Origin of the sequence: Pseudoxanthomonas mexicana, assembly GCF_010093385.1 — a bacterium.
Taxonomy (GTDB): Bacteria; Pseudomonadota; Gammaproteobacteria; order Xanthomonadales; family Xanthomonadaceae; genus Pseudoxanthomonas_A; species Pseudoxanthomonas_A mexicana.
Map to the genome: position 1 here is coordinate 29,962 of NZ_PDWV01000019.1, position 15,207 is coordinate 45,168.

A 15,207-nucleotide genomic window follows, 5' to 3' on the forward strand; every position below is an offset into this window, starting at 1 on the left:
GGAAACCCCCGCATTTGAGCCCGGCGGACCAAAAGCGTACAATTTCGGTACGTTTTATGGATTCCCCCGCCCCATGCTCCGCGTCACCAAGCTGACCGACTACGCCACCGTCGTCCTGACCGTGCTCGCCGCCCGGCCGGGCGAGATCCTCAGTGCGTCCGACCTGGCCGAGCATTCCGGCCTGGAGACGCCGACCGTGAGCAAGGTGCTGAAACCGCTGGCGCAGGCCGGGCTGGTGGAAGGCCTGCGCGGCGTGCACGGCGGCTACCGCCTGAGCCGCGAAGCGGCCGACATCAGCCTGATCCAGATCGTCGAGGCCATGGAAGGGCCACTCGCGATGACCGAATGCAGCCAGAGCGAAAGCCACTGCGGCATCGCCCACCAGTGCGGCGCGCGCGCCAACTGGCGCCTGATCAATGATGTGGTGGCAGACGCCCTGCGCGGCTTCACGCTGGCGCAGATGATCGCCCCGCCCCCCTCCTCTTCCGACGACATGCGCAGGCGCCCCATCGCCGTGCAGGTCGCCACCCGCTGAACCGCAGGCAGCCCCATGGCCACCGAGAATGCTGAAATCCTGGAACAGCTGGGACGTCGCTACGACGCCGGCTTCATCACCGACATCGAATCCGATTCGCTGCCGCCCGGCCTGGACGAGGACGTCGTCCGCGCCCTGTCGGCGAAGAAGAACGAACCGGAGTGGATGACCGAATGGCGCCTGGCCGCCTACCGTCACTGGCTGACCATGCCGGCGCCGCACTGGGCCAAGCTGAAGATAGGCCCCATCGATTTCCAGGCCATCAGCTACTACAGCGCGCCGAAGGCGAAGTACGCCTCGCTGGACGAGGTGCCGCAGGAACTGCTGGACACCTACGACAAGCTGGGCGTGCCGCTGCACGAGCGCGCCAAGCTGGCCGGCGTGGCGGTGGACGCGGGGTTCGATTCCGTGTCCGTCGGCACCACCTTCCGCAAGGAACTGGCCGAGAAGGGCATCATCTTCTGCTCGATGTCCGAGGCGATCCAGGAGCATCCCGAACTGGTGAAGCAATACCTGGGCACCGTGGTGCCGGTGGGCGACAACTATTTCGCCGCGCTGAACTCGGCGGTGTTCTCCGACGGCAGCTTCGTATTCATCCCCAGGGGCGTACGCTGCCCGATGGAACTGAGCACCTACTTCCGCATCAATGCCGGCCACACCGGCCAGTTCGAGCGCACGCTGATCGTCTGCGAGGACAAGGCCTACGTCTCGTACCTGGAAGGCTGCACCGCACCGATGCGCGACGAGAACCAGCTGCACGCCGCGGTCGTCGAGCTGGTCGCGCTGGAAGACGCCGAGATCAAGTACTCGACAGTGCAGAACTGGTACCCGGGCGACGAGGAAGGCCGTGGCGGCATCTACAATTTCGTCACCAAGCGCGCCGAATGCCGGGGCGACCGCAGCAAGGTGACGTGGACGCAGGTGGAAACCGGCTCGGCGATCCCCTGGAAGTACCCGTCCTGCGTGCTGCTGGGCGACGCCTCCGTGGGCGAGTTCCACTCGGTGGCGCTGACCCACCATCGCCAGCAGGCCGACACCGGCACCAAGATGATCCACATCGGCAAGCGCACCAAGTCCAAGATCGTCAGCAAGGGCATCAGCGCCGGCCGCGGCCAGAACACCTACCGCGGCCTGGTGAAGGTGGACCGCAACGCCGATGGCGCGCGCAACTACACCCAGTGCGACAGCCTGTTGATCGGCAAGAAGTGCGGCGCGCACACTTTCCCCTACATCGAGGTGAAGAACCCCACCGCGACGCTGGAACACGAGGCCACCACCTCCAAGATCAGCGACGACCAGCTGTTCTACTGCCGCGCGCGCGGCATCGGCCAGGAAGACGCCGTCAGCATGATCGTCGACGGCTTCTGCAAGCAGGTCTTCCGCGAACTGCCGATGGAGTTCGCGGTGGAAGCCAAGAAGCTGCTGGAGGTTTCGCTGGAAGGCAGCGTGGGATAAGGCTTTTCCCTTCTCCCGTCGGGAGAAGGTGCCCGTAGGGCGGATGAGGGGCAACGAAGTCCGGCGCTCTCAAACATCTGGACTCCATCGCCCCTCACCCCAACCCCTCTCTCCCACGGGACTTCCTTTGGTCGCCGCTGGGAGAGGGGCTCGAAAGAATCAAACGGAAACGAACATGCTCAAGATCGACAACCTCCACGCCAGCGTCGCCGGCAAGGACATCCTCAAGGGCCTCTCGCTGGAGGTGAAGCCGGGCGAAGTGCACGCCATCATGGGGCCCAACGGCGCCGGCAAGTCCACGCTCGGCAACATCCTGGCCGGCCGCGAGGGCTATGAGGTCACCGCCGGCAGCGTCGAGTTCGACGGCGAGCCGCTGCTGGACCTGGCACCGGAAGAGCGCGCCGCCGCCGGCGTGTTCCTGGCGTTCCAGTACCCGGTCGAGATCCCGGGCGTGAACAACACCTACTTCCTGCGCGCGGCGCTCAATGCCCAGCGCAAGGCGCGCGGCGAGTCGGAGCTGGATTCCATGCAGTTCCTCAAGCTGGTGCGCGAGAAGCTGGCCGTGCTGCACCTGAAGGACGAACTGCTCCACCGCGGCGTAAACGAAGGCTTCAGCGGCGGCGAGAAGAAGCGCAACGAGATCTTCCAGCTCGCCGTGCTGGAACCGAAGCTGGCGATCCTGGACGAGACCGACAGCGGCCTGGACATCGACGCGCTGAAGAACGTGGCCGACGGCGTCAATGCGCTGCGCTCGCCGGACCGCGCGTTCGTGGTCATCACCCACTACCAGCGCCTGCTCGACTACATCAAGCCGGACGTGGTGCACGTGCTGGCCGGCGGCCGCATCGTCGAGACCGGCGGCCCGGAGCTGGCGCTTGAGCTGGAACAGCACGGCTATGCGTGGATCAAGGACCGGGTGGCACCGGAGCAGGCCGCCTGATGAGCGCGTTGCTGGATTCCCTGTCCGCCACCTTCCACGGCGATCCCGCACGCCGCGCTGCGCTCGACGAGGCGTTGCGCGACGGCCTGCCCGGCCCGCGCACCGAGGCGTGGAAGTACACCTCGCTGCGGCAACTCGAACGTCGCAGCTTCGCCGCTGTCGAGGCGCTGCCGTCGCTGGACCCGATGCTGCTGGCCGATATCCCGGCGCCGCGCGCGGTGTTCGTCAACGGCCGCTACTCGGTCGCGCTGTCCCTGACCACCGACCTGCCGGACGGCGTCAGCCTGCAGCTGTTGTCCGAGGCACTGGCGGAGGGCGGCGACGCGGCGCGCTTCCTGCAGCGTCGTTTCGAGCGCACCGACGAAGTCTTCGCCCGGCTCAACGCCGCGCTGGCGACCGAAGGCCTGCTGCTGCGCGCCGAGGCCGACGTGCGGAGCGAGCAGCCGCTGCATCTGGTCTTCATCGGCACCGAGGACGGCGCCGACCGCGCCTGGCATCTGCGCAACCTGATCGAACTGCGCGCAGGCGCCGCGTTGACCGTGGTGGAACACCACTTCGCTGCCACGCCGCACGCGCACTTCATCAACGCCCTGAGCCACGTGCACCTGGCGAAGGGGGCGACCCTCTCGCACGCGCGCATCCAGAGCGACAGCGAGCGCGCCACCTCGCTGCTGCGTACCGACGCGGTACTCGCGCGCGATGCCGACTACCGGCGCGTCGACCTGGAGCTGGGCGCCGCGCTGTCGCGCCACGAGCTCAACGTACGCCTGGAAGGCGACAACGCGCGCCTGACGGCGAACGGCGTGCTGCTGGCCGGCGGGCGCCGGCATGTCGATCCCCGCCTGGGCATCGACCATATCGGCCGGGACACCGCCTGCGAACTGACCTGGCGCGGGCTCGGCGCAGGCCGTGGACGCGCGGTCTTCCATGGCGGCATCCTGATCCGCGAGGGTGCGGACGGCACTGATGCAGCGCTGTCGAACAAGAACCTGCTGCTGTCGGACAACGCCGAGATCGATACCCAGCCCGTGCTGGAGATCCACGCCGACGAAGTGAAGGCCGCCCATGGCGCGACGGTCGGCCAGCTCGATGCCAATGCCCTGTTCTACCTGCGCTCGCGCGGGTTGACGCAGACCGAAGCCCGGCAGCTGCTCACCACCGCGTTCTGCCGCGAACCGCTGGGCGTCATCGCGCATGCCGGCGTGCGCGAAGCCCTGCTCGCCCGGGTGGACACCGCGCTGGCGGCGCTGGAGGCACCATGAACCGCGAGGCCCTGTCCGGTGCCCGCACCGCGATCGACTGGGCGCGCGTGCGCGAGGACTTCCCGCTGCTCGCACGGCAGGTGAATGGCAAGCCGCTGATCTATCTGGACAGCGCCAACACGGGCCAGAAGCCGGCATCGGTGATCCAGACGGTCGATGACTTCTACCGCCAGCACAACGCCAACGTCAGCCGTGCCGTGCACACGCTGGGCACCGAAGCGACGGATGCGTACGAACGCGCACGCAAGAGGCTGGCGCGCTTCCTCAACGTGCGGCCGGACGAACTGGTGCTGTGCAGCGGCACCACGTTCGCGATCAACCTGGTGGCGTACTCGTGGGCGCTGCCGCGCCTGAAGGCCGGCGACACCATCCTGGTGTCGCGCATGGAGCACCACGCCAACATCGTGCCGTGGCAACTCGTGGCCCAGCGCACCGGCGCGACGATCAAGGTCGCGGAGATCCACGCCGACGGCACGCTCGACCTGGACGCGCTGCACGCCGCCATGACCAGCGACGTGAAGCTGCTGGCGATCACTCACACCTCCAACGTGCTGGGGACGGTCAATCCGGTGCGCGAGATCTGCCGCGAGGCACGCAAGCGCGGCATCGTCACCGTGGTGGACGGCTCGCAGGCGGTGCCGCACCGCGCGGTCGATATCGCCGCGATCGGCTGCGATTTCTACGCGTTCACCGGCCACAAGATGTGCGGCCCCACCGGGACCGGCGCGCTATGGGCGCGCAAGGAACACCTGCAGGCCATGCCGCCGTTCATCGGCGGCGGCGAGATGATCAAGGAAGTGAGCTTCGACGGCACGGTGTTCAACGACCCGCCGCACAAGTTCGAAGCCGGCACGCCCAACATCGCCGGTTTCATCGGGCTGGGCGCGGCCGTGGACTACCTGGACGCGCTGGGCATGGCGAACGTGGAGGCCCGCGAGGCCGAACTGTTGGCGCACGCCACCGAGGAACTGGACCGGATCGACGGCCTGCGCATCGTCGGCCGCGCGCCGGACAAGGCGGCAGTGATCTCGTTCCTGATCGAAGGGGCGCACGCGCACGACCTGGCCACGCTGCTGGACCTGGAAGGCGTCGCCGTCCGTTCCGGCCAGCACTGCGCACACCCGCTGCTGCAGTTCTACGGCATAGCCGCCACGCTGCGGGCCTCGTTCGCCTTCTACAACACGCATGAGGAAGTGGACGCCTTCATCGCCGCCCTGAAAAAGGCGCACGCCCTGCTGGCGTAACCCTGCGGGCATGCCCGCAGCCGCCCTACAATGGACGGCATGGATACCCTCAGCTTCCGCCCCGCCAACCACGCCGACATCCCGGCCCTCGTCGCCCTGGTCACGTCCGCCTACCGCGGTGACGTCAGCCGGCAGGGCTGGACGACGGAAGCCGACCTGCTGGACGGCCAGCGCATCGACCCCGATGTCCTCGCGCGCGACATCGGCCGCGAGCGCAGCCGCATTCTGGTTGCAGAGCGTGCCGGCGAAATGCTGGCATGCGCGCACGTGGCCGAGGAGGACGGCGCGGGCTACTTCGGCATGTTCTCGGTACGCCCCGACCTGCAGGGCGGCGGCGTGGGCAAGGCCATGCTGGCCGAGGCCGAACGCATCGCGCGCGAGGAGTGGCAGCTGCCGACCATGCGCATGACCGTGATCGACATCCGGGACGAACTGATCGCGTTCTATGAACGCCGCGGCTACGCGCGCACGGGCATCAAGAAGCCCTTCCCCTACGGCGACGAGCGTTACGGCATTCCCAAGCGCGCGGACCTGCGCTTCGAGATCCTGGAGAAACCGCTGACGGGAGCCGCCGCATGAGCGAGACCTGGACGTTCGTATGCGCCGCAGGCGAGCTGTTGCCCGGCGAGCTGAAAACCGTGTTCGACGAGGTCACCGGCACGCCCATCGTGGTCCTCAACCACGACGGCGATCTCTATGCCCTGGAAGACAAGTGCAGCCATGAGGACTTCGAACTGTCCTCCGGCCACTTCGATCCGGCGGACGCCAGCATCGAATGCGTCCTGCACGGGGCACGTTTCGATGTCCGCGATGGCCGTGCCCTGTGCGCGCCGGCCTACTCGCCGGTAGCGAAGTTTCCGGTGCGGCTGGAGCATGGCGGCATCTGGACACGGGACGACCGGGACTGAACGCGGAATGTGAACATTCTGTTGTAATCGCAAATCATTCTCATTATCCTGTCGCACCCTGCGGCAGATCGCCGCAGCCCGTCTCTTCGAGGCTCCGGTGCCGCGCGTCCCCCACCCCGTCCTGTCGACCGTCGTCTGCCTGCTGCTGGCATGCGTGACGCTGTTCGCGGGCGGGCTCCACGCTACGACGGTACGGCCCGTCGACGACACCCCGGCCCTGACCCGCGTTGTCCCGGCAAGCGAGGCCTTCGAGCTGACCGCGCGTGATCACGACGCCGACCACGACGCCTTGCCCCTGCCTGCCGACTCCGAGCCGGCGACGGGCCATGTACGCGCATCCGCGCCGCGGTGTCCCCTCCAAGGGCGATACCCCGCCTTCTCGATGCACGACGATCCGCGTGCGCGCCCCCCCGCCTATCGCGGCTGCGGTCCTCCCCGCTGATTTCCTGCGGCGCCGTGCGCCGTCGCGTGACGCCTCGTTTCGCCGACACACCGAACGCCGTGCGCAAGACACGGACCCGTTCCCTCTCCGTCCCGTAGCCTTCGCCACCGGGTCATCCGCTCAAGCACACCAAGGATGCCTATGAACTTCCGCCCATCCCCGCTGACCGCTGCCCTGCTCCTCGCCATCACGGCCCCGGCCATGGCCGCTCCCACCGGCGATGCCCCCGCCGATGCCGCCATGCAGGCAAAGGAACTGGACACCGTGGAAGTACACGGTGAACGCGTGCAGAAAGCCAGCTCGCCGAAGTACACCGAGGCGTTGGTGGACACGCCGCAGACCATTACCGTGGTGACCAGCGAGGTCATGGCGCAGCAGAACCTGCTGGGCCTGAAGGACGTACTCAGCACGCTGCCCGGCATCACCTTCGGCGCAGGCGAAGGCGGCGGAGGGTATGGCGACAGCATCAACCTGCGCGGCTTCACCGCCAGCAGCGACATCACCACCGACGGGGTACGCGACAGCGCGCAGTACACGCGCAGCGACACGTTCAATCTGGAGTCGATCGAACTGATCAACGGCGCCAATTCCGCTATGTCAGGCGCCGGCTCCGTCGGCGGCAACATCAACCTGGTCAGCAAGACCGCGCGCGAAGGCGACTTCAACACCTTCACCGTGGGCGCAGGATCCGACAAGTACGGCCGCGTGACGGCCGACAGCAACTTCGACTTCGAGAACGGCGTCGCCGTGCGCCTGAATGCGATGGGGCATACCCAGGATGTCCCGGGCCGCGACGAGGAGTTCAAGCACCGCTGGGGCTTCGCGCCGTCGATCGCGTTCGGCCTGGGTTCCGATACCCGCTTCACGCTGAGTTACCTGCACCAGCACGACAACAACATGCCGCAGTACGGCGTGCCGTTCGCGCTGAGCCCATTCAACGACGGCCCACTGCCCGGCGTTGATCGCGAAACGTACTTCGGTTACCGGAACACGTCGCGCCAGGAAAGCGATGTCGACATGCTGACCGGCGTACTGGAGATGGACTTCGGCGATCACGTGAGTCTGCGCTCCCTTGGGCGCCTGCAGCGCGTGGAGCAGTACACGAATGCCACCGCACTGCAGGGCAGCTGGTGCCTGGCAAACGGCACCAATCCCTATACGGGAGGTGCCTGCGCGACCCTGCCTGTCGGTCCGGGCGTGCCGGCCGGCACCGTCCAGCCGCCGGGCACATGGTCTCCGACCGGCGGGCCTCGCGGTTTTGTCCGCGATACGGAGAACTTCATCGCGCACAGCCAGACGGACCTGTCGTTCGGTTTCGACACGGGTGCGGTACGCCACGATGTGGTGGCCGGCGTATCGTTCAGCAAGGAGGATTTCGAGCTCGACAGCGGCTCCGGCTTCCGCAATGCAGACGGCAGCGAACTCGCCAACGACAACAGCAGCTATCCGCTGCAGGACCTCGACAATCCCTACAACGTGTGGACCGGTCCCAGGAATTTCGTCCGTACCGGCCACACCGAGGGCAGCTTGGACAACCAGGCGGTATACGTGTTCGATACGTTGAAGTTCAATGACCGGTGGCTGCTGAACCTGGGCGCGCGTTACGAACACAACGAAGGCGATACGGTGACCTATGGCGTGACCGAAGGCCGGATCACCGGTGTAACCAACCGCTTCGAGAACGAAGAGGATCTGTTCTCCTACCGCGCAGGCGTGGTCTACAAGCCGGCCGACAACGCCAGCGTCTACCTGTCGTACGCCAACAGCAAGACGCCATCGAAGACCTCGGTCAACGGCGCCTGCAACGCCAACACGTGCAACGTGGATCCCGAAACCGCGGTCAACGTCGAACTGGGCACCAAGTGGGACGTGCTGGAGAACCGCCTTGCCCTGACCGCGGCACTGTTCCGCAACGAGCGCCGGAACTACAAGGTGGCCAGCGCCGATCCGCTGCAGCCCGAGCAGGTACTGGATGGCAAGGCGCGCGTGGACGGTCTTGCGCTGGGCATGGCCGGCAACATCACGCGTGAGTGGGCAGTGTTCGCCAACTACACCTTCCTTGACAGCGAAGTACTTCAGAACGCGGCGGATGAAGCCGCGAGCGATCCGGTCAAGGGCCGCGAACTGACCCAGACGCCGCGCCACGCGGCCAGCCTGTGGACCACTTACGCACTGGGCGACTGGACCTTCGGCTACGGCACGACCTATCAGGGCTCGTTCTATCCGAACAACGCGAACGAGGCCGTGTATCGGAAGACGGACGCCTACTGGGTGCACCGCGCCATGATCGGTTACCAGATCAACGAACGGATCGGCCTGCAGCTCAACGTCAGCAACCTGTTTGACGAGGAGTACTACACGGGCATCCGCAACAACCTGACCGTCGATGCCGCGGGCGTGGTCACCGCCGGCAACGGCTGGGCCAATCCCGGCGAAGGTCGCTCGGCGGTGCTGACGGCCACGCTCCGCTTCTGAGGCGGGCATCGCTCGCACCTTGTCCATGCACAATGGACAAGGTGCTCCATTCGAGGTCATCGACATGCTGCTCGCCATACCCGAGGTGTTGACGCCGGAACAGGTCGCGCAGGCCCGCGCGCAGTTGGACGCCGCCGACTGGGCGCACGGCCGCATCACCGCGGGCTACCAGTCGGCCAAGGCCAAGGACAATGCTCAGCTGCCGGAGGATTCTCCCGCGGCCCGCGAAGTCGGTGCCCTGATCCTGGACGCGCTGTCGCGTAACAGCACCTTCTTCTCCGCGGCGCTGCCCAAGCGCATCTATCCGCCCCTGTTCAACCGCTATGACGGCGGCCAGTCGTTCGATTACCACGTGGACAATGCAGTCCGCTACGACCGAAGCCGCGGCGGCGTCGATCCCGTGCGCACGGACCTGTCGGCCACGCTGTTCCTCAGCGCGCCGGAGGACTACGACGGCGGAGAACTCGTCATCGAGGACACCTTCGGCACACAGCGCGTGAAGCTGCCCGCCGGCCACATGGTGCTGTATCCGGGCACGAGCCTGCACAAGGTGACGCCTGTGACCCGCGGGGCGCGCGTGGCGTCGTTTTTCTGGATGCAGAGCATGGTCCGCGACGATGGTCATCGCCGGCTGCTGTTCGAACTGGACCTGTCCATCCGCCGCCTGACCGTGGACGTGCCCGAACATGCCGCCCTGGTCCAGCTGACCGGCGTGTACCACAACCTCCTCAGGCAGTGGGCGGAGACCTGAGGGACTCAAGCAAGATTCAATCTTGTTTGCACTTGATAAGTATTCTCATTTAAAATGTCCCGTAACGGCCCGCCGGACTGGCGCGCGCCCTGGGGACCTTCTTGAACCAACCGCCTGACAACCCGATCGGCCTGCACGCACCGAGACCGGCGCGCGCACCCTGGTGGTCGCGGTCGGGCATCGCGGCCGTCGTGATCGCGCTGTCCCTGCTGCTGGGATTCCACTCACCGGTCCCTTCCGGCACGGGTCGGGCGGTTGCTGCTGCCCAGACGGCACCCGCGCTGGTCGCAGGCGAGTCCCGCGACCACGCAGGGGGCGCTCGCGAGGAGCGCCATCGCGACCTCCCCGCGAAGAAGGCACGACTGATTGCCCTGAAGGTGAAAACCACCCGCGCGCCGGGACACATCCGGGACGCCGCATCGCGCCTGTCTTCATCACGGCGTGAGCATGGCGGTCCGCAACCGGACCCGCGCATGCCGGACGCCTCTGCCGCCCTGCAACGCCTGGATCCGTCATTGAGCCTGCATCACGGCCAGGCACCTCCTGTCGCCTGATCCGCTCGCGGCCCGTCCGATCCCGGACGCTGCTTTGTGCTGATCGCGCACCCGCGCGACCGCGCCCCTGCTGCCCACTTCTTCCCGGATCCCATGAACGTCATCCGTACGTCCGTGCGCGCCTCGCTGCGTCGCAACCGCCTTGCCCTCGCCCTGCTGTCCGTCGCCACTGCCCCCGCCATCGCGCAGCCCGCGGCCGACGCCGCCGATGTCAGCACCCTCGACACCGTTGTCGTCACGGCCTCCGGTTTCGAACAGAAGATCACCGACGCACCCGCCAGCATCAGCGTGATCTCCGCGGAGGAACTGCGCCAGCGCCCCTACATCACCCTGATCGACGCCGTGCGCGACCTGGAGGGCGTCGATGTCGGCGAGACCTCCGACAAGACGGGACAGAAGACCATCAGCATCCGTGGCATGGGGCCGGACTACACGCTGATACTGATCGACGGCAAGCGCCAGAACAACCACGGCGACATCTACCCCAACTCGTTCGGCGGCAACCAGTTCAACCATATTCCGCCGCTGGACATGATCCAGCGCATCGAAGTGATCCGCGGGCCGGCGTCCACCCTGTACGGCGCCGACGCGCTGGGCGGGGTGATCAACATCATCACGCGCAAGGTGTCGGACCGCTGGCAGGGCTCGGCCACGCTCGGCCACGGCATCCAGGAGAACCGCGATTTCGGAAGCGACAGCACCTTCGACTTCATGTTGATGGGGCCGCTGGTGAAGGAACGTTTGGGCCTGGGCGTGCGCGGTTCGTGGTACGAGCGGGACGCGTCCACGCCCGAATACGAGGCGATCACCGCGCCGGACGGTACGGTGTTCGAGCGGGCACTGGGCTTCGGTGGCGGCGGCAAGACCGTGGACAACACCAACAAGAGCGCGGGCGTCACGCTGAGCTGGACGCCGACGGACAGCCAGAGCGTCATCTTCGACTACGACACGTCCAGGCAGGTGTACGACAACACGCCGTACATCAACAACCTGGGCACCGAGACGTATCCGTTGGGCACCGTGGACGGACTGGACGGCATCTGGCGCGCGGCGCCAAGGGTAGGATATGCGGCCGATCAGGAATTCACCCGCGACCAGTGGTCGGTGACCCACAACGGTCAGTGGGCGTTCGGCGACAGCTTCGTCTCGCTTGCGCACATCGACACCGGCAACCACGGCCGCACGCTGCCGTTCACCGTTGCCGAGCGGCTGCTGCACCAGGACATCTACTGCAACAACGCCGTTACCTGCGCTACCGGCCCCTATGCCGGAATGACGCGTGCGCAGCGCCAGCAACTGGCCATGGATACCTTCCTCCCGCGTCCGAAGCGCACGATGGAAAGCCGCCAGTACACGCTGGACGCCAAACTGGATTTCGCCGTCGGCGAGGCGCACCGCTTCGTCGTCGGCGGCCAGGTGATCGACGGCGAACTGGAAGACGGCGTGTTCGGCATGGAAGGCGGCGGCGATGGCGGCGGCACCGTCCAGGAGCACAGGATGTGGTCGCTGTTCGCGGAGGACAACTGGAATCCACTGGATGCACTGACCATCACACTGGGCCTGCGCCACGACGATCACAGCGTGTTCGGCAGCCAGCTCAGCCCACGCGCCTATGCCGTGTGGGACATCAGCACAGCATGGACGTTGAAGGGCGGCGTCAGCACCGGCTTCAAGACGCCCAAGACCACCGACCTGTACGACGGCGTCACCGGATTCGGCGGCCAGGGCACCACGCCCTTCGTGGGCAACCCGGACCTGCAGCCCGAGACCAGCGTCAACAGCGAGATCGCGCTGTACTGGACCTCGCCGGACGACGCGCACAACTTCAATCTCACCGTGTTCCGCAACGACTTCGACGACAAGATCGCACGCGGCGAAACCAGTCTCAGCTGCGAGCAGACCGGCGGCGTGCGCCCATGCGCCAACCTCGGCGACTACGCGCTGCTGGGTTATACGACGTATGCGCAGAACATCAACATCGATGAAGTGCGCATCCAGGGCGCGGAAGTCGCCGGACGCTGGGGCATCACGGAGGCCCTGTCGCTGCGCGCCAACTACACCTTCACCGACAGCGAGCAACTGAGCGGGGCGCAGAAAGGCCTGCCGCTGACCAACACCGCCCGCCACATGGCCAACGCCAGCCTGAACTGGCAAGCCACCGACCGCTTCAGCATGCAGCTGCTCGCCGAAGCCCGCTCCAAGCGTTATCGCGACACGATCAACGGGGTCCGCCGGGACTACCAGGACTACACGGTGCTGCATCTGGGCGCGCAGTACCGATTCAACGAGCATGTGGCGGTGTCGGGCCGCATCAACAACCTGCTCGACGAAGATTTCACCACCTTCCAGACGGTCTTCAGCGACCTCGACAACGACGGCATCTATACGTCCAACGAGGTGTCGTATCTGGACGACTACAACAACAAGGACAAGTCGCGGAACCTGTGGCTGAGCCTCAACGTCAGCTTCTGAGCCGTCGGGGCGTTCCCGCGCCGGTGGGAACGCCTCTCAATTGAGAGTTATTCTCATCCATGATGTAATGGCCGCCTGTTCCTTCCGCCTTGAGAGTGCCGTTGTCCGCTCCCGTTTCCCCTGCCCTCCAGCAACAACGCCGCGGCTTCTGGCTGCGCACGTTGCATCAGTGGCACTGGATCAGTTCGGCCGTCTGCCTGATCGGCATGCTGCTGTTCGCCATTACGGGGATCACGCTGAACCACGCCGCGAAGATCGAAGCCTCGCCCGAGGTCACCCAGCTTACCGCCACCCTTCCTGCACCCGTCGTCGCCCTGCTGGGCGATCGACAGGAAGGCAATGCCCCGCTGCCCGCGGCCGTGGGCGATTGGCTGGAGCAGGAACTGTCGATATCGATCGGGCGACGACCTGCCGAATGGTCGGACATGGAGCTCTATCTCTCGATGCCGGGCCCCGGCACCGACGCCTGGCTCAGCATCGATCGCGAAACGGGGGCGGTCGAGTACGACCGGACCCGCCGCGGCTGGATCTCCTATTTCAACGACCTCCACAAGGGCCGCAACGCCGGGCCGGCGTGGGGATGGTTCCTGGACATCTTCGCCGTGGCGTGCCTGGTGTTCTGCATCACCGGCCTGTTCCTGCTCTACCTGCACGGGCGGCAGCGCCGCATGACCTGGCCGATGGTGGGCCTGGGCCTGCTGGTGCCGCTGCTGATCGCGCTGCTTTTCATCCATTGATCCCCTTCAACGAACCGCGAGTGACCGCATGTCGAAGATCGCCGTCCACACCACGCTGACCATCGCGCTCAGCGGCCTGCTGGCCACGCCCGCCTACGCCGCCACGCTCGACATCAATGTCGAGATCCCCAAGCTCAATGTGGCCGAGTACCACCGTCCTTACGTCGCCGTGTGGATCGAAGGCGCCGACCAGAAGGTCGCCGCCAACCTGTCCGTCTGGTACCAGCAGACCAGCAATTCCGAAGGCCACGGCACCAAGTGGCTGCCCGACCTGCGCCAGTGGTGGCGCAAGTCCGGCCGCTCGCTGAAGGTGCCGGTGGATGGTGTGACCGGACCCACCAAGCCGGTCGGCAAGCACGCATTGAGCTTCAGCGACAAGCAGCATCTGGCCAGGCTGGCGCCCGGCCAGTACACGCTGGTCGTCGAGGCCGCGCGCGAAGTCGGTGGCCGTGAACTGCTGAAGATTCCTTTCACCTGGCCCGCCAAGGGCGCACCGCAGTCGGGCAAGGCGCAGGGCGCCACCGAGCTGGGCGCCGTCACGCTGACGGTCAAGCCCTGATCTTTTCTTCCATCTATCCGCTGGAGATTCCGATGAAGCGTTCCCTCGCCGTAGCCATCGCCCTGGCCTCCGCCCTCCCCGCCACCGCGCTGGCGCACAAGGCCTGGTTGCAGCCGTCGCAGACCGTCATCGCCGGCACCAATCCGTGGATCACGGTGGATGCGGCGGTATCCAACGACCTGTTCTACTTCAACCACGTTCCCCTGCGCACGGAAGGCCTGGCGATCACCGCCCCCGACGGCAGCGCGGTCGAGGCGCAGAACCTGGCCACGGGCAAGTACCGCACGGTGTTCGACGTCGAGCTGAAGCAGCAGGGCACCTACCGCATCGCCACGATCAACAAGGGCCTGATGGCCCGCTGGGAAGGCGCCGACGGCAAGCCGGGCGGCCTGCGCGGCGCGAAGCCCGAAGACCTGGCGACCAAGGTGCCGAAGGATGCGAAGAACCTGCAGGTGTCGCAGTCGATCGGCCGCATCGAGACCTTCGTGACCAACGGGGCGCCCAACGACACTGCGCTGAAGAGCACCGGAGAAGGCATCGAACTGCTGCCGGTGACGCACCCGAACGACCTGTTCGCGGGAGAAGCGGCCACCTTCCGGATGCTGGTCGACGGCAAGCCGGCGGCCGGGCTGGAATTCGAGATCACCCGCGGCGGTACGCGCTATCGCAACGCGCAGGAAGAGATCAAGGTCACCACGGATGCCAACGGCGAGTTCAGCGTGACCTGGCCGGAAGCCGGCATGTACTGGCTGGAAACCGGCACGCAGGACGACAAGACCACCGTGCCGCAGGCCAAGCAGCGTCGCCTGAGCTATGTCGCCACGCTGGAAGTGCTGCCCCAGTAAGACGGAGCCATGCCGCCGGACGCAGTAC

14 protein-coding genes are annotated in these 15,207 nt (G+C 66.5%); all 14 read left to right on the forward strand.

All coding sequences use genetic code 11. From position 1 onward, the window contains the following. Positions 1-73 precede the first annotated feature (73 nt). On the forward strand, positions 74-535 hold the full coding sequence (locus CSC76_RS08785; RefSeq protein WP_162109654.1) for an SUF system Fe-S cluster assembly regulator: 462 nt from the start codon (positions 74-76) through the stop codon (positions 533-535). 15 nt (positions 536-550) lie between these two features. Beyond that, complete coding sequence (gene sufB, locus CSC76_RS08790) at positions 551-1,990, forward strand: Fe-S cluster assembly protein SufB (RefSeq protein WP_162109655.1); 1,440 nt, start codon at positions 551-553, stop codon at positions 1,988-1,990. A 175-nt stretch (positions 1,991-2,165) separates the two neighbouring features. Beyond that, positions 2,166-2,930: a Fe-S cluster assembly ATPase SufC gene (gene sufC / locus CSC76_RS08795; RefSeq protein ID WP_162109656.1), complete on the forward strand. Its 765-nt coding sequence runs from the start codon at positions 2,166-2,168 to the stop codon at positions 2,928-2,930. Continuing rightward, entirely contained in the window at positions 2,930-4,192 is a 1,263-nt protein-coding gene (gene sufD, locus CSC76_RS08800; RefSeq protein ID WP_162109657.1) for a Fe-S cluster assembly protein SufD, read from the forward strand. The genes sufC and sufD overlap by 1 nt, the downstream gene beginning before the upstream one ends. After that, the gene (locus CSC76_RS08805; RefSeq protein WP_162109658.1) at positions 4,189-5,436 is read left to right on the forward strand and encodes a cysteine desulfurase; all 1,248 of its coding nucleotides are present in this window, start codon (positions 4,189-4,191) and stop codon (positions 5,434-5,436) included. The genes sufD and CSC76_RS08805 overlap by 4 nt, the downstream gene beginning before the upstream one ends. A 39-nt stretch (positions 5,437-5,475) precedes the next feature. Continuing rightward, positions 5,476-6,015, forward strand: coding sequence for a GNAT family N-acetyltransferase (locus tag CSC76_RS08810; protein WP_162109659.1), 540 nt, complete (start codon positions 5,476-5,478; stop codon positions 6,013-6,015). Next, complete coding sequence (locus tag CSC76_RS08815; protein WP_162109660.1) at positions 6,012-6,344, forward strand: non-heme iron oxygenase ferredoxin subunit; 333 nt, start codon at positions 6,012-6,014, stop codon at positions 6,342-6,344. Before CSC76_RS08810 ends, CSC76_RS08815 begins: the two co-directional genes overlap by 4 nt. 583 nt (positions 6,345-6,927) lie before the next feature. Then, complete coding sequence (locus CSC76_RS08820; protein ID WP_162109661.1) at positions 6,928-9,261, forward strand: TonB-dependent receptor; 2,334 nt, start codon at positions 6,928-6,930, stop codon at positions 9,259-9,261. Positions 9,262-9,325: 64 nt separating this feature from the next. Then, positions 9,326-10,012, forward strand: coding sequence for a Fe2+-dependent dioxygenase (locus CSC76_RS08825; RefSeq protein WP_162109662.1), 687 nt, complete (start codon positions 9,326-9,328; stop codon positions 10,010-10,012). Positions 10,013-10,113: 101 nt separating this feature from the next. After that, positions 10,114-10,566: a hypothetical protein gene (locus CSC76_RS08830; RefSeq protein ID WP_162109663.1), complete on the forward strand. Its 453-nt coding sequence runs from the start codon at positions 10,114-10,116 to the stop codon at positions 10,564-10,566. Positions 10,567-10,659: 93 nt separating this feature from the next. Then, on the forward strand, positions 10,660-13,038 hold the full coding sequence (locus CSC76_RS08835) for a TonB-dependent receptor domain-containing protein (protein WP_162109664.1): 2,379 nt from the start codon (positions 10,660-10,662) through the stop codon (positions 13,036-13,038). A 101-nt stretch (positions 13,039-13,139) separates the two neighbouring features. Beyond that, positions 13,140-13,775, forward strand: a complete 636-nt coding sequence (locus CSC76_RS08840) for a PepSY-associated TM helix domain-containing protein (protein ID WP_162109665.1) — start codon at positions 13,140-13,142, stop codon at positions 13,773-13,775. 28 nt (positions 13,776-13,803) lie between these two features. Further along, positions 13,804-14,334, forward strand: coding sequence for a DUF2271 domain-containing protein (locus CSC76_RS08845; RefSeq protein ID WP_162109666.1), 531 nt, complete (start codon positions 13,804-13,806; stop codon positions 14,332-14,334). Between the two features lie 32 nt (positions 14,335-14,366). Next, entirely contained in the window at positions 14,367-15,179 is an 813-nt protein-coding gene (locus CSC76_RS08850) for a DUF4198 domain-containing protein (RefSeq protein ID WP_162109667.1), read from the forward strand. The last annotated feature ends 28 nt before the right edge of the window (positions 15,180-15,207 follow it).